The organism is Serratia sp. 1D1416 (assembly GCF_003641105.1).
GTDB lineage: Bacteria > Pseudomonadota > Gammaproteobacteria > Enterobacterales > Enterobacteriaceae > Serratia > Serratia ficaria.
Window position 1 is genome coordinate 1,144,992 of the sequence record NZ_CP032738.1, and the last position, 20,669, is coordinate 1,165,660.

Here is a 20,669-nt window from a genome sequence, read left to right on the forward strand (position 1 = left end):
AATACGCCGGGGCAATCCCGGCTCAGCGATACAGCGCCAAAAGCTCGTTCACTTTGCTGCGGCCAAGAATGTTGCGGCTGATGGTGCGACGCGCCTTCACCACGTACAGCGAAGCGTGCTGATACCAATCGCGCGTCAGCTCGGTGTCGTGGTTGGAAATCAACACCGGCACCTGGCTTTCCACCGAAAGCTGGTGCGCCATCAGCGCCAGGCTCTGCTGGTCGGCAATGCTGAAGCTGTTGGTGTGGTAGGCGGTAAAATTCGCCGTCGCCGACAGCGGCGCATAAGGCGGATCGCAATACACCACCGTGCCGCGCGTCGCCTTGGCCATGGTATCGCGGTAATGCTCGCAGACGAAAGTGGCGTTGCGGGATTTTTCAGCAAACCAGTACAGCTCTTCTTCCGGGAAATACGGTTTCTTGTAACGGCCGAAGGGCACGTTGAACTCGCCGCGCAGGTTGTAGCGGCACAGGCCGTTGTAGCAGTGGCGGTTCAGGTACAGAAACAGCAGCGCGCGGCGATAGGCGTCGGCGCTAGTATTGAACTCTTCGCGCAGCAGGTAAAACTGGTCTGAGTTATTGAATTCATCGGTGAAAAGAATGCGGGCATCGCGCACGAAGTCGTCCGTGCGCAGCTTAACGATGTTATACAGGTTGATAAGATCGCTGTTGATGTCGGCGAGAATATAGGCGTCGTATTCCGTGTTCAGGAAGACTGAACCCGCACCCACGAAGGGCTCGATTAAGCAGTCGCCCGCTGGCAGATGACGACGAATCTCGTCCACCAGCGGGTATTTTCCACCAGCCCATTTTAAAAAAGCGCGGTTTTTCTTCATGCCGTCAGTTAGCTACTTATACAATTCAGAGCGGCGGATTGTACTCTGTTTCAGACAGCACATCAGCGCACAAATTTAAATGATTTATTTTTTAAGATCTTGCTGCACTTGACGTACAGGTCGGACCCATGGTTTTTTCGCCTGAACATCCGCCGGCAGCGTAGCAATGGCGCGCTTCGCTTCCGCAGAGGAGGCGTAGTTGCCGCTTACCAGCACATACCAGGGTTTGCCGTCGCGCTTGGTGGCGTACACCAGGTAGTTCTGCAGCTTCTGCTGTTTGGCGTAGGCGTTCAGCGTATCGGAACGCGAAGCGCTGCTCAGCTGCAGGGTATAGTGGCTGGCCGGTGCGGACTGCACGGCGCTGCCGCTGCTGCTGACCGCTCCCGCCTTGGCGGAAGAGGACGGCGTAGACGGCGGCGTATACACCGTGGTCGGCGCCTTGTGCTGCGTCGCCGCCGGTTTTTTGGCCGGCGTCTTGTGCTGCTGCGGCGCGGTGCCCTGAATCGGACGCGTGGCTTCTTTCGCCGCTGCGCCGTTCATCACCGTGGCCGGTGCGGTCGGCAATGTCGAGGCCGCGCCGGTCATGCCCTGAGTCGCCGCGTCAACCTGACCCTGCTGCGAAGACAGCGCATCCGCCATGTTGCCCGGCAGATCGACACGCTGCTGCGCGCCGCCCTGCTGAGGCTGTGGCTGCGCCTGCGTCGGCGTGCCGGAGATCGGCGGAACGCTGACGTTTTGCGGCTGTTGCGGCTGAGGCGCGGTGCTCACGCCGTTATTGTCGTTGGTATCCGTAGTGCCGCCCGCCACACCGTTGTTATTGGTGGTCAGCGACGAAGAGCCGGACAGGTTGATGTCTCTGGCCGCGCCGTTTTGCGCGCCTTCCTGCGCCGCTTCATGCTTGGTAGGCGCCTTCAGCGCCGAGCCGATGCCGATAATCAGCAGCAGCAGCACCAAAATGCCGATGCCAATCATCAAATGCTGACGCGACACGGCAAAACGCGGCGCCGCAGCCGGCTTGCGCGAGCGCGCAGGACGACGATCGCTGCTATCAGGTCTGAGATCGTCTTCCGGTTTAAACTCATCCATCTGAAACCCTCCAACTAGAGGCAAAAGCCCACCACCGTAGACCTACCGTGGCACGGGCAGATTAACCCGATGATGGCAAAGCGACACCCGTCATGCTTTGCTCATTATTAATATAGATGTAAACGGCGGCTAAGCCACTGTTACTTCGTCCGATTTGGTTAGGCGTTCTGCACGGGCAGGCAGGCGGCGATCGACGCCAACACCAGCTCATGCCCCACGCCGCCGCGGACTTCCGCCTGACCGATGGCGGTCGGCAGCACCAACCGCAGCTCGCCCGCCAGCACTTTCTTGTCGCGCATCATGTGCGGCAGATAGGACTCCGGCGTCATTTCCTGCGGCCCGCAGACCGGCAGGCCGGCGCGCAGCAGCAGCGCTTTGATGCGCGCGATGTCGTCGGCCGAGAACTGGCCGAGACGGCGCGCGGTTTCCGCCGCCATCACCATGCCGGCCGCCACGGCTTCGCCGTGCAGCCATACACCATAGCCCATTTCAGCTTCGATCGCATGGCCGTATGTATGACCCAGGTTAAGCAACGCGCGCAGACCGCTTTCGCGTTCGTCGGCGGCCACCACCTCGGCCTTCAGCTCGCAGCAGCGGCGGATGCAGTAGGCCAGAGCCTGCATATCCAGCGCCACCAACGCATCGATATTGTTTTCCAGCCAGACGAAGAAGTCGCGGTCGAGAATGATCCCGTACTTGATCACTTCAGCCAGGCCAGAGGAGAGTTCACGCGCCGGCAGGGTCTGCAGACAGTCCAGATCGACCACCACCGAGGCGGGCTGATAGAACGCGCCGATCATGTTTTTGCCGAGCGGGTGATTGACGGCGGTTTTGCCGCCAACGGAGGAGTCCACCTGCGACAGCAGCGTGGTGGGAACCTGAATGAAGCGCACGCCGCGCTGATAGCAGGCCGCGGCAAAGCCGGTAAGATCACCGACAACGCCGCCGCCGAGCGCGATCAGGGTCGTATCGCGGCCGTGAGGCTTTTCCAGCAGCGCTGAGAACACCTGCTCGAGTACGGCAAGGGATTTGTACTGTTCGCCATCAGGCAGTATCACCTGATCCACCATCACGCCGCCCTGCTCCAGCACCTTCCGGACGCGGTCCAGATAGATCGGCGCCAGCGTCTGGTTAGTGACCAGCATCACCTGCTCACCGGCTTTCAGCGGCATAAAAGAAGCCGGATCGTTAAACAATCCGGCGGCTATGGTAATCGGGTAGCTGCGCTCCCCAAGCGTTACGGTAATTCTCTCCATGTCGCGCTCAGTTCTCAATGTGGCGGTTTATCCCCGCTGCTGCGGGGAACACAATCAGTCTTTCCGCATTTGCCCGTGGCCAACACGGAAACCGCAATCAGTTGCTTTCCAGCATGTTGATGATCTGGTTGGCAACCACTTTAGCGCTTTGATCGTCGGTGCGGATAGTCACATCTGCAATTTCTTCGTACAACGGATTGCGTTCTTTCGCCAGGGCTTCCAGGACCTCACGCGGAGGAGAATCAACCTGCAGCAGCGGACGCTTTTTGTCGCGCTGGGTACGGGCCAATTGCTTCTCGATAGTGGTTTCCAGATAGACCACGACGCCACGCGCCGACAGACGGTTGCGCGTTTCGCGCGACTTCACCGAACCGCCACCGGTAGCCAGCACAATCCCTTGCTTTTCCGTCAGTTCATTAATGACTTTTTCTTCACGATCGCGGAAACCTTCTTCACCTTCCACGTCGAATACCCAGCCCACGTCAGCTCCGGTACGTCGCTCAATTTCTTGATCGGAGTCGAAGAACTCCATATTGAGTTGCTGAGCTAACTGACGGCCAATAGTGCTTTTGCCGGCACCCATAGGCCCAACCAGAAAGATATTGCGTTTCTCTGCCATGTTTTTCGGTATTACTAAGACAATTCGTTAATGTTAACCCGCCCCGCCAATCAAATCAGCGGCGGGACCTAAACTGAAACCTCATGAACGATAGTGCGAGATCAGACGAAAAATTATCTCAACACTCTTGGTAGTTTGGCAACCGAATAAATCGCAATCCACGCCGCAGGAGGGAAACCATACGTTTTTAACGGCGTCTTGGCGCTAACAAAAAAACCTCGGTGCTCAATTCGGTAACCCTTGTAAGCTAATTCGGCCGCAGCGTCAAACGCAGATGCCCCCAAGGAGACAAAAAAGTGTATCTGCACATCAACTTTAGGCGATTTACGGCAAAGGCGACAGCCGGCTGTTCATGCCTTAATCAATGTCGGAGTGATGAATATCACCAGCTCGCGTCTTTTATGCTGTTTGCTGCTCTGTTTGAACAACGATCCCAGCAGCGGCACGTCGCCGATGCCGGGCACCTTGTCGGCGCCCCGCCCGCTATGCCGTTGAAAAATCCCCCCCAACACGATGGTTTCACCGTCTTTTACCGTGATCTGGGTCTTTATCTCCTGCTTATCGATGGTCAGCGCTTCTCCCGCCCCCCGACTGACCGAGCGCCCCGGCATATTTTGGCTGATGTGCAGCGTCAGGGTAATGCGGCCGTCGGGCAACACCTTCGGCGTCACCTCCATGCCCAGCACCGCTTCCCTGAACTCCACCGAGGTAGCGCCGCTGGCGCCGCTCGAGACTTCGTAAGGAATTTCCGTTCCCTGCTTGATGCTCGCGGTTTGCAAATGCGCCGTCAGCAGGCGCGGGCTGGCGATGATTTCCACCTGATTTTCCTGCTCCAGCGCGCTCAGTTCCAGGCTCAACAGGCGCCCGCCAAGGCGCGCCAGGTGAAAGCCGGCGTTCACCGCGCTGCGCTCCAGCGGCAAATCGACGCTGAAGTTATCCAGCCGCAGCGGCTGCGCCGGCCGCCCCTCCGGCGCCAGCCCCCAGCGCACGCCAAGATCGCGCAGGCTTTCGCTGTTGATGGTCACGATATGCGCCGCCAGCTGCACCTGCGCCAGCGGCCTGTCCATCTCCGCCACCCGCTTTTTGAGCAACGCCAATCCCGACGCGGTATCGCGGATCAATAACGCGTTGGTGCGCCTGTCGGCCACCACGCTGCCGCGTTCGTCGGGCAACGCGCCGCGCTGCGCGTTCAGGGTTTCGGCAACCTCGGCGGCGTCGGCGTTTTTCAGCGCCAGCGTCAGGCTGTGCAGCGGCTGCCGCAACGCCAGAGCCTGCTGGCGCTGCTGTTGTTCCTGCGCGTCAGGCTCGGGAGAGACCAGCAGCACATTGCCCTCCCGCGTCATCGACAGTTTGCCCATGCGCAATACCAGCGCCAGCGCCTGCGGCCAGGGGACGTTATCTAACCGCAGCGTCAGAGTGCCGCTCACTCCCGCGGCGACGATCACATTCAGCTGACGGTAATCGGCCAACGCCTGCAGGATCACCGCGACCGGCGCCTCCTGAAACGCCAGTGAAATGGGCGGGTTATCCTGCGCGGGAGCCGCGGCTGCCGCCAGGCTCCACAGCGACATTCCCAGCCAGTGGCATCCTTTCATTCTGTTTCCCTATGGTGTGTTCAGCATCAGCCGCACGTCGTCGCCGGCGGCCGGGCAATCCGGATCCGTCGGCAGCGCCGCCAGCGTCAGCGCATCAGCCGCTATCCACGCTACCCGCCAGCGCCCGGCCAGCAACGTCTGCTGCGGCCGCAGGCGCAACCATTGCCCCGCCGGCGTGACGACCCAGCCATAGCGCAAGGCCGGCTGCCCGATAATGCCCAGCAACCGCCAGTCGCCCGGGGACTCCGCCGCCATCGGGCAGTCAGGCAACGGCAGCGGGATAAAGGGATTGCGCGGCTGCGCCGCCAGTACCCACGGCAGCAGCAGCCATATCCCCAGCCATCGCCGTTTATTCATCGGCGTACTCTTCGGCGTCGTCTTGCAGCGTGAGGCGTACTCTCATGCCCTGCGGCGGCGTTTCAATGCTTAGCCGCTCAATGCGCAAGCCGGCGGGCAATGCCGTCAACAGCGTCAATAACCCGGCATAGCCGATGCGCACACTCAGGAGCTGTCGCGGCGGTTTTTCCAGCCGCTGCCAGCGCAGCAGCGTGGCGTCGGTCGGCCGCAGCGCCTCCGTCAGCCCCGCCTGCCCGACAGACGGGTGTATCGCCTGCCGCAAGCGCACACGCATCGCTTCCTGCGTTGGCATCTGCGCCAGCTGCCGCTCGCGCTGTTCAATTTGCTGTTCAAGGCGTTGCCGCTGTGCGGAGGCGCGTTCCCGCTGTTGCCCTTCATCCCGCAGCAGCCAACCGGCGGCAACCAGCGCCAGCAGGCTCAGCGCGAGCCACTGCGTCGCCAAAACCTGCCAGCCCGGCAGACTCAGCCAGCGCCACAGCCAGAGAGAAAAGGCGCTATCCATCGCGCCCCCACGCCGTCAGCGTGAAGGTGAACAGACCATCCTGGCGCTGCGCCACCTCCGCCAGCCGATGCTGGCGCAACAGCGGCAGCGCCGCCAGCCGCTGCTCAAATTGGGCGATCGCCGCGTGATGCCGGCTCAGGCCGCGCAGCTGGAGCCCTTCCTGCAGGTTGCCGTCCAGCGAGATCAGCCACAGCGGCGGCGGCACGGCGGCGGAAAGCTGCTGCAACAGCTGCAGATAGCGCCGGTTATGCTGCCGATTGCGCGCCCGCTGCTCCGCTCTGGCGCTTTGCCGCTCCAGCTGCGCCAGCTGGCGCTGCCCCTGCTGGTAGCGTTGCGTCAGCGCCGCCAACCGATCGGCGCGCGCTTCGAGGCGAGTTTGCCGCTGCGCCTGGCGGCCGTGCAGCAAGCTGAAGACCAGCGCCACGGTCAGCAGCACCAACGCCAGCTGCAGCGCCAACATGCGCAGCCAAAAAAAACCGCGTCGGCGCTGACGCTGGCCCCGCCAGGGCAGCAGATTGACCTGATACATCACGTATCCTCCTGCCGCAGCGCCAAACCGCCGGCCAGCACAAACGCCGCCGGCTGCGCGGGCAGCGGCGGCCGCAGCTGGCGAAAGGCGCTGAGCGGCGACCAGGCAAGGCAGCCGGGCGGAGGCGCATCATCCAGCACGCTACTGTAGCAGACCGGCAGATCGGCGCGGGGCGCCCCTGCTGCTTGCAGCGCCCGCAGCGCCTGCATCAGGCCATCGGGCTCGCCGGCCGACAGCACGCCATAAGCGAACGCGCCACCGCCGGGCGCCACCCACAGCCATTCGTGCTCCAGACGGTGCAACAATCCCGCGGCGGCGGGCAATCCGGCGGCGGTGGCCATCACCCGCAGCGCGCAGGGCGTAATGTCGACCGCCTGCGGCTGCAGATCGGCCTGGCGCAGGCAGTGCAGCCACTGTTGCAATTCCAGCCTGCGCGCGGCGGTCAGCAGCAATGCCGCCGCATCCGGCGGCGCGGCGCGGTAATCGAGCACCAGCGTTTGCCCGGCGAGCGGGAACTGCTTCAGCCCGTGACGGCTGATATAATCGTCGCGCTCCGGCTCTTTCAGCCGCGCGTCCGGCTGCGGCATGCGCTGCTGCAAAACCCGTTGCGCGGGCAGGGCAATGCGTAAGGAAATATGTCTTGGTAACTGGACGCGCCATTGCCGCAGCGCCTGAATGAGGGATTCGGAAGGTTCCAGGCAGCCGTCGCGCAGCACCGCCTGCGGCAGCCGATGTTGCCACCAGTGGCGCAGCTGCCACCCATTGCGGCGGCGCTGAGCCGCCAGGGCGCGCACGCCGTTGTTTTGTATATCCAGCCCCACCTGCCATGATTGAGAGAACATATTTCGCCAAGCCTCCATAACATCAGATGATAAAAGAACATATCCATGTTGCAGGCTTGCCTTTATACTACCGCGCGGTTGTTTATAAACTGCCCAAATGACATGAAAATGGGAAATCTCAGGTGAAGTTCGTAAAGTATTTACTAATCCTTGCAGTATGTTGCATCGTGCTGGGAGCAGCCTCGATTTTTGGCTTGTACAAGTATGTCGAGCCACAGCTGCCTGACGTCGCAACGCTGAAAGACGTGCGGCTGCAGATACCGATGCAGGTTTACAGCGCCGATGGCGAGCTGATCGCCCAATACGGCGAGAAGCGCCGCATTCCGCTGAAGCTCAATCAGATCCCGCCGGTGATGGTGCATGCGTTTATCGCCACCGAAGACAGCCGCTTCTATGAGCATCACGGCGTCGATCCGGTCGGCATCTTCCGCGCCGCCTCTATCGCGCTGGTCTCCGGCCACGCGTCCCAGGGGGCGAGTACCATTACCCAACAGCTGGCGCGAAACTTCTTCTTGAGCCCGGAACGCACCCTGATGCGCAAAATCAAGGAAGCTTTCCTGGCGGTGCGCATCGAGCAGATGCTGTCCAAGGACGAGATCCTTGAACTGTATCTGAACAAGATCTATCTGGGTTACCGCGCCTACGGCGTGGGCGCCGCCGCGCAGGTTTACTTCGGCAAAGACGTCAGCCAGCTCACCCTGAGCGAAATGGCGACCATCGCCGGTCTGCCGAAGGCGCCGTCCACCTTCAACCCGCTCTACTCGCACGATCGCGCCGTCGCCCGTCGCAACGTGGTGCTGTCGCGCATGCTGGATGAACACTACATCACCCAGGCACAGTACGATCAGGCGCGCGCCGAAGATCTGGTGGCCAACTACCATGCGCCGGAAATCAGCTTCTCCGCCCCTTATCTCTCCGAGATGGTGCGTCAGGAGATGATCAAGCGCTACGGCGACAACGCCTATACCGACGGTTACAAGGTCTATACCACCGTCACCAAGCGGCTGCAGCAGGCGGCGCAGGAATCGGTGCGCAACAACGTGCTGGCCTACGACATGCGCCACGGCTACCGCGGCCCGTCCAACGTGCTGTGGAAAGTCGGTGAAGCGGCCTGGGATCAAAAACAGATTGTCGACTCGCTGAAAAACCTGCCGAACTACGGCCCGTTGGCACCGGCGGTGATCACCGCCGCCAATGCCGAAGAGGCCACGGCGATGTTGGCGGACGGCAGCAATATCGCGCTGCCGATGGCCAGCATGCGCTGGGCCCGTCCTTACAAGTCAGACACCCAGCAAGGGCCGACGCCGAAGCGCGTCACCGACGTGGTGCAGGCCGGCCAGCAGGTGTGGGTGCGTAAGGTCAACGACGCCTGGGGGCTGTCGCAGGTGCCGGACGTCAACTCCGCGCTGGTGTCGATCAACCCGAACGACGGCGCGGTCAAAGCGCTGGTCGGCGGTTTTGACTTCAACCAGAGCAAATTCAACCGCGTCACCCAGGCGCTGCGTCAGGTCGGTTCGAACATCAAGCCCTTCCTGTACACCGCCGCCATGGACAAGGGCCTGACGCTGGCCACCATTCTGAACGACCTGCCGATCACCCGCTGGGACGCCGGCGCCGGCACCGACTGGCGGCCGAAAAACTCGCCGCCGACCTATGACGGGCCGATTCGCCTGCGTCAGGGGCTGGGCCAGTCGAAGAACGTGGTGATGGTGCGCGCCATGCGTGCAATGGGCGTCGACTACGCGGCGGAGTACCTGCAGCGCTTCGGCTTCCCGGCGCAGAATATCGTGCATACCGAGTCGCTGGCGCTGGGCTCCGCCTCCTTCACGCCGATGCAGCTGGTGCGCGGTTACGCGGTGTTGGCCAACGGCGGCTACCTGGTGGATCCGTACTTCATCTCTAAAATCGAAGACGATAACGGCAATACGGTATTTGAAACCAAGCCGAAGATCGTCTGCAGCAGCTGCAACCTGCCGGTGATTTACGGCGATACCCACCGTGCGGCGGAGCTTTCCGACGATAACGTCGAGAACGTCGCCACCTCGCAGGAAGGCAATAACGGCAACGTGCCGATGCCGCAACTGCAGCAAGTGACCCCGGCTCAGGTGCAGCAGGACGGCGATCAGCAGTATGCGCCGCACGTCATCAGCACGCCGCTGGCGTTCCTGATCCACGATGCGCTGAACAGCAACATTTACGGCGAACCGGGCTGGATGGGCACCGCCTGGCGTGCGGGCCGCGATCTGAAGCGCCGCGATATCGGCGGCAAAACCGGCACCACCAACAGTTCGAAAGACGCCTGGTTCTCCGGCTATGGTCCGGATACCGTCACCTCGGTGTGGATTGGTTTCGATGACCATCGCCGCGATCTGGGCCGTTCTACGGTGTCAGGGGCCATTCCGGATCAAATTTCCGGCGGTGAAGGCGGCGCCAAGAGTGCGCAGCCGGCATGGGATGATTTCATGAAAAGCGCGCTGGAAGGCATTCCGGAGCAGAAAGTCACCCCGCCTCCGGGCATCGTCAGCGTCACCATCGACAAGAGCAGCGGCAAGCTCTCCGGCGGCGGCGGCGGCAGCCGCTCCGAGTACTTCATCGAAGGCACTCAACCGAAGGACTACCCGTCGCGCGATACCGGCACCACGCTGACGGACCCCGGCGGCGAAAGCCACGAGCTGTTCTGATCAACAAGGGCCAGAGAAATCTGGCCCTTGTTTTATTCGGCAAGCGCTGCCGCTCAGCGCGAGCCGCGTAAAAACGCCTCGGTGAGGAACAGCGCGCTCACGTTGCGCGCCTCGCGGAAATCCGGCTCCGCCAGCAGCGCCATCATGTCGGCAATCGGCCAGCGCACCTGCGGCAGCGGCTCCGGCTCATCCCCTTCCAGGCTCTGCGGATAGAGATCGTGCGCCAGCACAATATTCATCTTGCTGGAAAAATACGACGGCGCCATGGTCAGCTTGCTGAGGAAATCAAAGCGTTTGGCGCCGTATCCCACTTCTTCCATCAGCTCGCGGTTGGCCGCTTCCAGCACCCCTTCGCCGGGATCGATCAACCCTTTGGGAAAGCCCAGCTCATAGGATTCGGTGCCGACCGCGTACTCGCGGATCAACAGCAGGTCGTCGCCAATCACCGGCACGATCATCACCGCTTCCCGCTCCGAAGGCCGCATGCGCTCATACACCCGCCGTACACCGTTACTGAATTCCAGATCGACCGACTCTACGTTAAATAAACGCGAACGCGCGACCGTTTCCACTTTCAGAATTTTAGGTTTTTGCAGGTGTTTATCCATGATTGCCTCAAATGGGTTACCCGTCGGCCGGCGGCAATATCAGGCACGGAGAGGGATAGCCGGAATAATGATTGGCGCAGCGCGTCGGCGCTCAAACGCTGACCAAATTCGATCTTGATCACATTGTGCGTTAATGAGAACCTTAGCCGCAACGAGCACAAGCAGTAATTTACTTTTTTTTAACAAGCGTAGCCAGCGCCCGCCGATTTTCCGTACCAATTCAGCAAACAGAGCCGAATAAAATAGGATAATGCCGATATCGACATCCGATGCCGGTTGCTACTATCGCGCAGGCAAGGGCTGGTGATAAAATCGCGTGGCGTTGCGAAAGAATGAGATCCAGAGCGAGTATCTGTTCTTCCCTCACGAGTTCTGGGTGCCTCCTGGCGGGTTACTCCGTATAATATGCAGTTTTTCATCGGGTTGGCGAGATTCACGGTTATATGATGGGGATAGCATGAGCACAATAGTGTTGATATTGGCCTTAGTGCTTGCCTGCCTGATTGCCGCCGGCCTGTATCTCTGGTTCAAAGCCCGCAGCCAGCCATTGCTGGCGCGCACGCTGCCGTTTATTAAACCCACCCACCGCAAGTTGACCGCTGAAGAGCGCGCGGCCGTCGAGTACTACCTCAAACAGCAGAATAAACTCGGCAACAAGCTGTTGCCCGGCAACCCTGCGCTGCCGTCGGCCAAGCTGGCGCTGACCCCGCAAAGCGACAACGTCTATCCCGTTACCCACGCCATCACCCGTTACGGGCTGGCCAGCGATGAACCCAACAAATGGCGTTATTATCTCGACGCCGAAGAGGTGCATCTGCCGCCGTTTTGGGAGCAGTACATCACGGCCGACAACCATGTGGAAGTGATCAGAACCCAGACGCTGCCGCTGGTTATCTCCCTCAACGGACATTCGCTGAAAGATCACATCCACGATCGGCCGCAGCCGCCGGTGGTGACGGCGGCGCCAACCAAAAACGCCTCCATTCGCAAAGAGGAAAGCGAGCACGTCGAGCTGGTGAACATCCGCAAGGAAACGCCGGAAGAACACGCTTTGACGCGCCCCAACGGCATCCGTGAAGCCGCCATCATCTCCACCGCCCTGCTGCTGCTGTTCTTCAGCCTGATCAGCCCGGTGCTGGTCATTCCCTGGATGATCTTCGTCGCGGTGCTGATGATCGCCTGGGGCAGCTGGAGCCTGTTCCGCCGGCCGGCGGCTCGCGAGCTGAAAGAGGTGCATTGCCTGCGCGGCACGCCAAAACGCTGGGGGCTGTTCGGCGAATCCAACCAGGGGCAAATCAGCAATATTTCGCTCGGCATCATCGACCTGATCTACCCGCCGCACTGGCAGCCCTACCTGACTCGGGACCTGGGCAAGTCCACCGATGTGGACATCTATCTGAACCGCCAGGTGGTGCGGCAGGGACGTTTCCTCTCGCTGCACGATGAGGTGAAAAACTTCCCGCTGCAGCAATGGGGGCGCAATGCGGTGCTGGCGGCCAGTTCGACGCTGGTGCTGCTGTTGCTGCTGACCTACATCCCGCTCAGCCTGCCGTTAACGCTGAGCGTGGCGTGGCTGCAAGGCGCGCAAAAGGTGGAAGTGACCAGCGTGCAGGCGCTGGAAGCCATGCCGCTGCGCATCGGCGATACGCTGAACGTGCGCGGCAACGGCATGTGCTACGTGCCGCCGCAGGCCGGCGGCGGCGGCGCTTCCGGCTTTATGCCGTTCGATTGCTCGGGCATCTACTGGAACAACGCCACCCCGCTGCCGCAGCCGGAGTCTGAGGTCATCGACAAGGCCACCGCGCTGCTGGCGACGGTAAACACCCAGCTGCACCCGGACGGCGCGGATCAGAAAATCAACCCGCAGTTGGCCAGCGCGATTGAAAAATCCGGCATGATACTGCTGGATGACTTCGCGGATATCGTGCTGAAAACCCAGGATCTGTGCCAGAAAGACAACGACTGCGTACGGCTGAAAAATGCCCTGGTGAATCTGGGCAACGCCAAAAACTGGGGTAGCCTGGTGAAGCGCGCCAAATCCGGTGCGCTGCAGGGGGTGAACGTGTTGCTGCGCCCGGTAAGCGCCGAATCGCTGGAAAGCCTGACCAAGGTCGCCGCCTCTTCATTCGTTTACAACGAAACCCGTCAGGCCGCAGCGGCGCTCAACAGCCCGCCGCCCGGCGGTTTCCTGATCAGCAGCGACGAGGGCCGGCAGTTGGTGAGCCATCCGCAGCCGTCGGTGCCGTTGAATGAATACAACGCGCTCGACCAGTGGAACGAGCTGCAGCGCCTTGCCAGCATGCTGCTGCACACCCCGTTCCAGGCGCAGGGCGTGATCACCGGCATCAGCGTCGACGCCAACGGCACCCGCCACGTGGCGCTGCACAGCGAGCCGGACATGATCACCCTGTGGCGCTATCTCGGCACCAGCCTGCTGCTGCTGGCGGTGGTCGTCAGCCTCGGTTACAACGTCTGGCGGCTGGTGCAGCGCCGGCGCATCAACCGGCATCGCATCGCCGATATCCAGCGCTATTACGAAAGCTGCTTCAACCCGCAGCTCGATACCATGTCGCTGCGGCCGATGGCCTGAGCCGCGCTTCGCCCTCCGGCCCGCCCCCCGCTTGTGCTACGCTAACGCTATTATTCTCATCTGCGGACCGCCGCCGGTCCGCCCATGGAGTTTTTATGGTTCCCGAGTTTGACTGGCAGCAAATTGATACCGTCCTGCTGGATATGGACGGCACCCTGCTGGACCTGGAGTTCGACAGCCATTTCTGGCTCCGTCTGGTGCCGCAGGCGCTGAGCGAAAGGCGCGCCATCCCGTTCGAACACGCGCGTGATATCATTCAGCGGGAATATCTGGCGGTGCAGCACACCATGAACTGGTACTGCTTCGATTACTGGAGCGAGCGGCTGGATCTGGATATTTACCGCATGACCAGCGAAGTGGGCAGCCGCGCACGGCTGCGTGAGGATACCGGGCCGTTTTTACAGGCGCTGCGCGACGCCGGCCTGCAGACCATTTTGCTGACCAACGCCCATCCGCACAGCCTGGCGGTAAAAATTGAGCACACCGGTTTGGATCGGCACCTTGATTTATTGCTTTCCACCCACACATTTGGTTATCCGAAAGAAGATCAGCGCCTGTGGCAGGCGGTACAGCAACGCACCGGCTTTGATCCGCAGCGCACGCTGTTTGTCGACGACGGCGAGCCGATCCTCGACGCCGCCCGCACCTTCGGCATTCGTTATTGCCTGGGCGTGCAGAATCCGGACTCCAGCACGGCGGAGAAAACCTTCCGGCACCATCCGTCGATGCGCGATTACCGCCTGTTGATACCGGCGCTGGCCAGGGGGGCAGCATGAAAGAGAAAGAAGCGCGCGACGATGCAGTCCGGCTGGACAAGTGGCTGTGGGCGGCGCGGTTTTACAAGACCCGCGCGCTGGCGCGGGAGATGATTGACGGCGGCAAGGTGCACTACAACGGACAGCGCGGCAAGCCGAGCAAACTCGTCGAGCTCAACGCCGAGATCAAACTGCGCCAGGGCAACGAAGAGCGCACGGTGAAGGTGCTGGCGCTCACCAGCCAGCGGCGCGGCGCCGGCGAGGCGCAGCAGCTGTACCAGGAAACCGAGGCCAGCATCGCCAACCGCGAAAGGCTGGCGCTGGCGCGCAAGATGAATGCGCTGACCATGCCGCATCCGGACCGCCGTCCGGATAAGAAAGAGCGGCGCGACCTGATAAAATTTAAATTTGGCGAGTCGGAATAACCCCTCGCCGTAAAGAGAGAAAATTATGTCCAACCATGACCAATTGCACCGTTACCTGTTCGAAAACTACGCGGTGCGCGGTGAGCTGGTTACCGTCAGCGAAACCTATCAGCAGGTACTGAACAACCACGACTACCCGGCGCCGGTGCAAAAGCTGCTGGGCGAACTGCTGGTGGCCACCAGCCTGCTGACCGCGACCCTGAAGTTCGAAGGCGACATCACCGTGCAGCTGCAGGGCGACGGCCCGCTGAAGCTGGCGGTGGTCAACGGCAACAACCGCCAGGAAATGCGCGGCGTGGCGCGCGTCCAGGCGCCCATCGCCGACGACAGCACCCTGCACCAGATGATCGGCAACGGCGTGATGGTCATCACCATTGCGCCGGCGGAAGGCGAACGCTATCAGGGCGTGGTCGGCCTGGAAGGGGAAACCCTGGCCGCCTGCCTGGAAGCCTACTTCCGTCAGTCGGAACAGCTGCCGACCCGCCTGTTCATCCGCACCGGCGAAGCGGAGGGCAAAGCGGCCGCGGCCGGCATGCTGCTGCAGGTTCTGCCGGCGCAGGACGGCAACGCCGACGATTTCGACCATCTGGTGCAACTGACCAACACGGTGAAGAGCGAAGAGCTGTTCGGCCTGCCGGCCAACGAGGTGCTGTATCGCCTGTACCATCAGGAAGAAGTCACCCTGTACGAACCGCAGGACGTGCTGTTCCGCTGCACCTGTTCGCGCCAGCGCTGCGCCGATGCGCTGCTGACGCTGCCGGCCGAAGAAGTGGCGGAAATGCTGGAGCAGGACGGCAATATCGACATGCACTGCGACTACTGCGGCAATCACTATGTCTTTGACCCGATGGACGTCGCCGCGCTGTACACGGGTAACACCGGCGAAAGCGACCAGTTGCACTAAGTAGCACCCTCTATTGGCGGACGCGCCCTGCGTCCGCCAGCGTCCGCCGTTTGCACGTTTGCTTTTTTCCGTGTGCTATCTCTCAGATCGTAACGAAATACCGCTTAAAACGTTAAATATTTGATACCCATCGCGGTTACGCCCCACTGAATCCCTACAATTGCCGCCAGAAATTCTGTGACCAAGGAGTAGTAACATGCGCGTTAAAGGTATAACCCCTCAGGATCTGGCCGCCTACGGCATTCACGACGTAAGCGAAATCGTTCACAACCCGAGCTATGAACTGCTGTTTAAGGAAGAAACAGACCCATCTCTGGAAGGTTTTGAGCGTGGGGTCGTCACCAAGCTGGGTGCAGTCTCCGTCGATACCGGCATCTTTACCGGCCGTTCTCCGAAAGATAAATACATCGTCCGCGACGACGTCACCCGCAACACCCTGTGGTGGGCCGATCAGGGCAAAGGCAAAAACGACAACAAACCCCTCAGCCCGGAAGTGTGGGCCGATCTGAAACACCTGGTCACCGAGCAGCTCTCCGGCAAGCGCCTGTTCGTCGTGGATACCTTCTGCGGCGCCAACGCCGACTCCCGCCTGAAGGTGCGCTTCATCACCGAGGTGGCCTGGCAGGCGCACTTCGTGAAAAACATGTTCATCCGCCCAAGCGACGAAGAGCTGCAGGACTTCGAACCGGACTTCGTGGTGATGAACGGCGCCAAATGCACCAACCCGAACTGGCAGCAGCAGGGCCTGAACTCGGAAAACTTCGTCGCCTTCAACCTGAGCGAGCGCATGCAGCTGATCGGCGGCACCTGGTACGGCGGCGAGATGAAAAAGGGCATGTTCTCCATCATGAACTACCTGCTGCCGCTGCAGGGCATCGCCTCGATGCACTGCTCGGCCAACGTCGGCGAGAAAGGCGACGTGGCGGTGTTCTTCGGCCTGTCCGGCACCGGCAAGACCACCCTGTCCACCGATCCGAAACGCCAGCTGATCGGCGACGACGAACACGGCTGGGACGACGACGGCGTGTTCAACTTCGAAGGCGGCTGCTACGCCAAGACCATCAAGCTGTCTGAAGAAGCCGAACCGGATATCTATCACGCCATCAAACGCGATGCGCTGCTGGAAAACGTCACCGTCTTGGCCGACGGCAGCATCGATTTCAACGACGGTTCGAAAACCGAGAACACCCGGGTTTCCTACCCGATCTACCACATCCAGAATATCGTCAAGCCGGTTTCCAAGGCGGGTCACGCCACCAAGGTGATCTTCCTGACCGCCGACGCCTTCGGCGTGCTGCCGCCGGTGTCGCGCCTGACCGCCAATCAGACCCAGTACCACTTCCTGTCCGGCTTCACCGCCAAGCTGGCCGGCACCGAACGCGGCGTAACCGAACCGACGCCAACCTTCTCCGCCTGCTTCGGCGCCGCCTTCCTGTCGCTGCACCCGACGCAGTACGCCGAAGTGCTGGTGAAACGCATGCAGGCCGCCGGCGCCCAGGCTTACCTGGTGAACACCGGCTGGAACGGCACCGGCAAGCGCATCTCGATCAAGGATACCCGCGGCATCATCGACGCCATCCTGAGCGGTGAAATCGATAAAGCGGAAACCGTCACCCTGCCGATTTTCGATTTGGCGATGCCGACCGCCCTGCCGGGCGTAAACCCGGATATTCTCGACCCGCGCGCCACCTACGCCAGCGCCGAGCTGTGGCAGGAAAAAGCGCAGGATCTGGCCGAGCGCTTCATCACCAACTTCGACAAATACACCGATACCCCTGCGGGCGCCGCGCTGGTCAGCGCCGGCCCGAAGCTGTGATTCGCTAGCGTTACCCCTTCAGCCAAGGCGCGGATCCCGCGCCTTTTTTATTTTCACTGATTGCTTTGCAACCAGCAAAGCGAGAAAATAAAGCAATGCAATCATTGCTAGCAAAGGAGGTTTCAATGGCTACTATAACCGTCAGGAATCTGGACGATGAGATAAAAGAGCTGCTGCGCATTTCGGCAGCGAAAAATGGCCATTCGATGGAAGAGGAAGCGCGCACGATCCTGAAACAGGCGCTGGTGAAAAAGCCACCGCGCTACGGGTTGGGTACCTGGATGCATCAGCACTTCGCCGAATTTGGCGGCGTCGAGCTGGACATTCCGCCGCGAGACGCCGTGCCGCCTCGCATAGTCAGCTTTGATGATGAAGATGACAACGCATGATTATTCTCGACACCAACGTCATGTCAGAAACGCTGCGCCCCAGCCCACACTACAACGTCATAAACTGGTTAAACGAAAAGGACAATGACGAGCTCTACCTGAGCGCCATTGTCATTGCCGAGCTGTTCAACGGCGCCGCCTGCATGCCTGACGGCAAGCGTCAGCGGGATCTGAAGCTCAAATTGGCGGACGCCATCCAGCTGAAGTTCGAAGGGCAAATTCTGCCGTTTGACGGGCTGTGCGCGATGCAATACGCGGAGTTGACGGCAAGAAACCGGCTGCAGGGCAAGCTGATGAGCGTACCGGATGCCCAAATCGCCGCCACCTGCCTGCACTACGGCGCCGCCCTGGCCACCCGCAACAGCAAAAACTTTCTCCACTGCGGCATCGAGTTAATCGATCCCTGGCAGGCGCCGGCCGGCCGTCGGCTGCATGAGGATGCGGCGGAATACTACGTGATGAGCAGGAAGTCCTGACCGCGGCCCCGATACGGCAAGATTACGCGTTGTCCTTCAGCGGCGGCTGCCCGTTGGTCGACTCTTTTTTCTCCATCGGCAACGGGATATAGGCGCGGATCAGCAACCCGCCGCGTTCGCTGGTGCCGATGTCCAGCGCGCCGTCGTGCGCGTCGATAATACGCTGCACGATCGCCAGGCCCAGCCCGGTGCCGCTGGTGCTGCGCGCGCTGTCGCCGCGCACGAAGGGCTGCAGCAGGTGTTTCAGCTCTTCCGGCTTGATGCCCGGGCCGTCGTCTTCAACCTGGAACCAACCGCGCTGCAGTTCGCGCCCGCTGCTGACCTTGATCCAGCCATTGCCGTAGCGCGCCGCATTGACCACCATGTTCACCGCCGCGCGCTTGATCGACAGCGGGTGCACGTTCATCATCAGCTCGCCCGGCGACATGGCGGTTTCAATCACTCGCTCATAGCCGCTTTCGGCCGCCACCACTTCGCCGAGAATGGCGTTGAGGTCGCTGATTTCGGTCGGCATTTCCTGGCCAGTGCGCAAATAGTCGATAAACTGCTCGATGATGGCGTTGCACTCTTCAATATCTTTATTGATCGACTCGGCCAGATAGCCGTCTTCGGCGCTCATCATTTCGGTCGCCAGGCGGATGCGCGTCAGCGGGGTGCGCAGATCGTGGCTGACCCCGGCCATCAACAGCGTGCGGTCATCGGCCAACTGCTTGACGCCCGACGCCATCTGGTTGAACGCCCGGGTGACCGAACGCACCTCGGAGGCGCCGTATTCGCGCAGCGGCGGCGGAATAATGCCCTTGCCCACCTGCAGGGCGGCATGCTCCAGCTCCACCAGCGGCCGGTTTTGAATGCGGATAAACAGCCAGGCGCCGCCTATCGCCAGCAGCATAATCGCCAGGGTATAGCGGAACAGCGGCGAGAAATCGCCCTGATGGATTTCGGTCAGCGGCACGCGCACCCAGATATCGGGCTGCAGCCAGGTTTTCAGCCACACCACCGGGGAGTTCTTGTTCACTTCCACCCGCACGTCGGTCGGCCCGCCGAGCTGCTGCGCCATCTGCTGGCTGAGGAACTGATAATGCTGCGCCCAGCGCAGGCCGCTCTCCTCCGCCGCCGAGTTGGTGTAAAGGGATATCCCCAACTCGCGGTAGATTTCGCGGCGGAACGCCGGCGGCACCTCCAGCAGCGTGCCATCCTCCAGCTGCAGCCGGTCGGTCATCAGCATACGCACTTCGTAAGCCAATACCTTGTTGAACTGCTGCAGGCTGGGCAGGATGGCGAAGTTCAGCACCACCAGATAGGTCGTCACCAGGCTGACAAACAGCAGGGTGACGATCAACAACAGGGTTCGGGCAAACGAGCTACGCGGTGAAAAGCGCAATCGCCTCATGCCTTGCTGCCGTCCGGGACGAAGACGTAGCCGAGACCCCAGACGGTCTGGATGTAGCGCGGATGCGCGGGATCTTCTTCAACCATGCGGCGCAGGCGGGAAATCTGCACGTCGATGGAGCGCTCCATCGCGCTGTATTCGCGGCCGCGCGCCAGGTTCATCAGCTTATCGCGGGACAGCGGCTCGCGCGGGTGGCTGACCAGCGCTTTCAGCACCGCAAACTCACCGCTGGTCAACGGCATCGGTTCGTCTTCACGGAACATTTCGCGGGTGCCGAGGTTCAGTTTGAATTTGCCGAAGGCAATCACCGCCTCTTCCTGCGAAGGGGCGCCCGGCAGCTCGTTGGCCTGCCGGCGCAGCACCGCGCGGATGCGGGCCAGCAGTTCACGCGGGTTGAACGGTTTTGGGATGTAGTCGTCGGCGCCGATTTCCAGGCCGACGATACGGTCAACTTCTTCGCCTTTGGCCGTCACCATAATGATCGGCATAGGGTTGCTCTGGCTGCGCAGACGGCGGCAGATCGACAGGCCGTCTTCGCCCGGCAGCATCAGGTCCAGCACCATCAGGTGGAAGGATTCACGGGTCAGCAAGCGATCCATTTGCTCAGCGTTGGCGACGCTGCGAACCTGAAAGCCCTGTTCGGTTAAATAACGCTCTAAAAGCGCGCGCAGGCGCATATCGTCATCGACGACCAGAATCTTATGATTCTCTTGCATTGTCTTACTCCCAAAGGCTTTATTGCCTGACTCGAATATTGTTAAAAAACCCTGTCAATTCGGACAGCGTTTAATGGTATATATTCTAGACGAAATTGTTACAAAGCTTATTCTTTTGCCCATTTATCAACAATTTTGAGCAAATGTCGACGCGGGTTCGTCAAAATTCCGCCGTTTATCGGCCAAATGTGGGATAACCGCCCAATTCTCGCCAATTCGCCCTTCGCGGCCGGTTGCGCAGTGTACCCCAGCCGCAATAAATAAAAACGCCACCGGCAGGCAATTTTGCGCGGTG

Annotated in this window: 20 protein-coding genes; 8 read left to right on the forward strand and 12 right to left on the reverse strand. The window is 61.0% G+C overall.

The window, feature by feature from the left end:
• Positions 1-22: 22 nt before the first annotated feature.
• The 9 genes from dam to pilM form a co-directional block, all read right to left on the reverse strand.
• On the reverse strand, positions 23-835 hold the full coding sequence (dam, locus tag D7I37_RS05585) for an adenine-specific DNA-methyltransferase (protein ID WP_061798947.1): 813 nt from the start codon (positions 833-835) through the stop codon (positions 23-25).
• 84 nt (positions 836-919) lie between these two features.
• Positions 920-1,921: an SPOR domain-containing protein gene (locus D7I37_RS05590; RefSeq protein ID WP_061798948.1), complete on the reverse strand. Its 1,002-nt coding sequence runs from the start codon at positions 1,919-1,921 to the stop codon at positions 920-922.
• A 158-nt stretch (positions 1,922-2,079) separates the two neighbouring features.
• Positions 2,080-3,177 (reverse strand): 3-dehydroquinate synthase, encoded by a 1,098-nt coding sequence (gene aroB, locus D7I37_RS05595; protein ID WP_061798949.1) that lies wholly within the window; start codon positions 3,175-3,177, stop codon positions 2,080-2,082.
• Between the two features lie 97 nt (positions 3,178-3,274).
• Positions 3,275-3,796 (reverse strand): shikimate kinase AroK, encoded by a 522-nt coding sequence (gene aroK, locus D7I37_RS05600; RefSeq protein ID WP_004391482.1) that lies wholly within the window; start codon positions 3,794-3,796, stop codon positions 3,275-3,277.
• 350 nt (positions 3,797-4,146) lie between these two features.
• Positions 4,147-5,391, reverse strand: a complete 1,245-nt coding sequence (gene hofQ / locus D7I37_RS05605; RefSeq protein WP_129543427.1) for a DNA uptake porin HofQ — start codon at positions 5,389-5,391, stop codon at positions 4,147-4,149.
• A gap of 9 nt (positions 5,392-5,400) precedes the next feature.
• Entirely contained in the window at positions 5,401-5,748 is a 348-nt protein-coding gene (locus tag D7I37_RS05610; RefSeq protein WP_129543428.1) for a DNA utilization family protein, read from the reverse strand.
• Positions 5,741-6,250, reverse strand: coding sequence for a hypothetical protein (locus tag D7I37_RS05615; protein WP_129543429.1), 510 nt, complete (start codon positions 6,248-6,250; stop codon positions 5,741-5,743). The genes D7I37_RS05610 and D7I37_RS05615 overlap by 8 nt, the downstream gene beginning before the upstream one ends.
• A complete protein-coding gene (locus tag D7I37_RS05620) occupies positions 6,243-6,779 on the reverse strand; it encodes a PilN domain-containing protein (RefSeq protein WP_129543430.1) in 537 nt (178 codons plus the stop codon). The genes D7I37_RS05615 and D7I37_RS05620 overlap by 8 nt, the downstream gene beginning before the upstream one ends.
• A complete protein-coding gene (gene pilM, locus D7I37_RS05625) occupies positions 6,779-7,621 on the reverse strand; it encodes a pilus assembly protein PilM (RefSeq protein ID WP_129543431.1) in 843 nt (280 codons plus the stop codon). Before pilM ends, D7I37_RS05620 begins: the two co-directional genes overlap by 1 nt.
• A 122-nt stretch (positions 7,622-7,743) precedes the next feature.
• Between pilM and mrcA the strand changes: the two genes are divergently transcribed.
• A complete protein-coding gene (gene mrcA, locus D7I37_RS05630; RefSeq protein WP_095099660.1) occupies positions 7,744-10,302 on the forward strand; it encodes a peptidoglycan glycosyltransferase/peptidoglycan DD-transpeptidase MrcA in 2,559 nt (852 codons plus the stop codon).
• A gap of 53 nt (positions 10,303-10,355) precedes the next feature.
• Here mrcA and nudE read toward each other — a convergent pair whose 3' ends face one another.
• On the reverse strand, positions 10,356-10,910 hold the full coding sequence (gene nudE / locus D7I37_RS05635; RefSeq protein ID WP_095099664.1) for an ADP compounds hydrolase NudE: 555 nt from the start codon (positions 10,908-10,910) through the stop codon (positions 10,356-10,358).
• A 457-nt stretch (positions 10,911-11,367) separates the two neighbouring features.
• Between nudE and D7I37_RS05640 the strand changes: the two genes are divergently transcribed.
• The 7 genes from D7I37_RS05640 (at position 11,368) to D7I37_RS05670 (ending at position 18,265) form a co-directional block, all read left to right on the forward strand.
• On the forward strand, positions 11,368-13,500 hold the full coding sequence (locus D7I37_RS05640) for an intracellular growth attenuator family protein (protein ID WP_061798959.1): 2,133 nt from the start codon (positions 11,368-11,370) through the stop codon (positions 13,498-13,500).
• A 95-nt stretch (positions 13,501-13,595) separates the two neighbouring features.
• Positions 13,596-14,276: a GMP/IMP nucleotidase gene (gene yrfG / locus D7I37_RS05645; RefSeq protein WP_129543432.1), complete on the forward strand. Its 681-nt coding sequence runs from the start codon at positions 13,596-13,598 to the stop codon at positions 14,274-14,276.
• Positions 14,273-14,680 carry a ribosome-associated heat shock protein Hsp15 gene (hslR, locus tag D7I37_RS05650; RefSeq protein WP_061798964.1) on the forward strand — a complete coding sequence of 136 codons (408 nt, stop codon included), beginning with the start codon at positions 14,273-14,275 and terminating at the stop codon, positions 14,678-14,680. Before yrfG ends, hslR begins: the two co-directional genes overlap by 4 nt.
• Positions 14,681-14,705: 25 nt before the next feature.
• Entirely contained in the window at positions 14,706-15,584 is an 879-nt protein-coding gene (hslO, locus tag D7I37_RS05655) for an Hsp33 family molecular chaperone HslO (RefSeq protein ID WP_061798966.1), read from the forward strand.
• Between the two features lie 196 nt (positions 15,585-15,780).
• A complete protein-coding gene (gene pckA / locus D7I37_RS05660) occupies positions 15,781-17,400 on the forward strand; it encodes a phosphoenolpyruvate carboxykinase (ATP) (RefSeq protein WP_095099672.1) in 1,620 nt (539 codons plus the stop codon).
• A gap of 125 nt (positions 17,401-17,525) precedes the next feature.
• Positions 17,526-17,789 carry a hypothetical protein gene (locus D7I37_RS05665; protein ID WP_061798971.1) on the forward strand — a complete coding sequence of 88 codons (264 nt, stop codon included), beginning with the start codon at positions 17,526-17,528 and terminating at the stop codon, positions 17,787-17,789.
• Entirely contained in the window at positions 17,786-18,265 is a 480-nt protein-coding gene (locus D7I37_RS05670) for a type II toxin-antitoxin system VapC family toxin (RefSeq protein WP_061798973.1), read from the forward strand. Before D7I37_RS05665 ends, D7I37_RS05670 begins: the two co-directional genes overlap by 4 nt.
• Before the next feature lie 22 nt (positions 18,266-18,287).
• Here D7I37_RS05670 and envZ read toward each other — a convergent pair whose 3' ends face one another.
• Together envZ and ompR are read right to left on the reverse strand one after the other, a co-directional pair.
• On the reverse strand, positions 18,288-19,658 hold the full coding sequence (envZ, locus tag D7I37_RS05675; protein ID WP_061798975.1) for a two-component system sensor histidine kinase EnvZ: 1,371 nt from the start codon (positions 19,656-19,658) through the stop codon (positions 18,288-18,290).
• Positions 19,655-20,374 (reverse strand): two-component system response regulator OmpR, encoded by a 720-nt coding sequence (ompR, locus tag D7I37_RS05680; protein ID WP_004709363.1) that lies wholly within the window; start codon positions 20,372-20,374, stop codon positions 19,655-19,657. Before ompR ends, envZ begins: the two co-directional genes overlap by 4 nt.
• Between the last annotated feature and the right edge of the window lie 295 nt (positions 20,375-20,669).

Coding starts and splice junctions, on each gene's coding strand:
- dam (WP_061798947.1), bottom strand. CDS start 835: ATGAAGAAAAACCGCGCTTTTTTAAAATGGGCTGGTGGAAAATACCCG.
- D7I37_RS05590 (WP_061798948.1), bottom strand. CDS start 1,921: ATGGATGAGTTTAAACCGGAAGACGATCTCAGACCTGATAGCAGCGAT.
- aroB (WP_061798949.1), bottom strand. CDS start 3,177: ATGGAGAGAATTACCGTAACGCTTGGGGAGCGCAGCTACCCGATTACC.
- aroK (WP_004391482.1), bottom strand. CDS start 3,796: ATGGCAGAGAAACGCAATATCTTTCTGGTTGGGCCTATGGGTGCCGGC.
- hofQ (WP_129543427.1), bottom strand. CDS start 5,391: ATGAAAGGATGCCACTGGCTGGGAATGTCGCTGTGGAGCCTGGCGGCA.
- D7I37_RS05610 (WP_129543428.1), bottom strand. CDS start 5,748: ATGAATAAACGGCGATGGCTGGGGATATGGCTGCTGCTGCCGTGGGTA.
- D7I37_RS05615 (WP_129543429.1), bottom strand. CDS start 6,250: ATGGATAGCGCCTTTTCTCTCTGGCTGTGGCGCTGGCTGAGTCTGCCG.
- D7I37_RS05620 (WP_129543430.1), bottom strand. CDS start 6,779: ATGTATCAGGTCAATCTGCTGCCCTGGCGGGGCCAGCGTCAGCGCCGA.
- pilM (WP_129543431.1), bottom strand. CDS start 7,621: ATGTTCTCTCAATCATGGCAGGTGGGGCTGGATATACAAAACAACGGC.
- nudE (WP_095099664.1), bottom strand. CDS start 10,910: ATGGATAAACACCTGCAAAAACCTAAAATTCTGAAAGTGGAAACGGTC.
- D7I37_RS05640 (WP_061798959.1), top strand. CDS start 11,368: ATGAGCACAATAGTGTTGATATTGGCCTTAGTGCTTGCCTGCCTGATT.
- yrfG (WP_129543432.1), top strand. CDS start 13,596: ATGGTTCCCGAGTTTGACTGGCAGCAAATTGATACCGTCCTGCTGGAT.
- hslR (WP_061798964.1), top strand. CDS start 14,273: ATGAAAGAGAAAGAAGCGCGCGACGATGCAGTCCGGCTGGACAAGTGG.
- hslO (WP_061798966.1), top strand. CDS start 14,706: ATGTCCAACCATGACCAATTGCACCGTTACCTGTTCGAAAACTACGCG.
- pckA (WP_095099672.1), top strand. CDS start 15,781: ATGCGCGTTAAAGGTATAACCCCTCAGGATCTGGCCGCCTACGGCATT.
- D7I37_RS05665 (WP_061798971.1), top strand. CDS start 17,526: ATGGCTACTATAACCGTCAGGAATCTGGACGATGAGATAAAAGAGCTG.
- D7I37_RS05670 (WP_061798973.1), top strand. CDS start 17,786: ATGATTATTCTCGACACCAACGTCATGTCAGAAACGCTGCGCCCCAGC.
- envZ (WP_061798975.1), bottom strand. CDS start 19,658: ATGAGGCGATTGCGCTTTTCACCGCGTAGCTCGTTTGCCCGAACCCTG.
- ompR (WP_004709363.1), bottom strand. CDS start 20,374: ATGCAAGAGAATCATAAGATTCTGGTCGTCGATGACGATATGCGCCTG.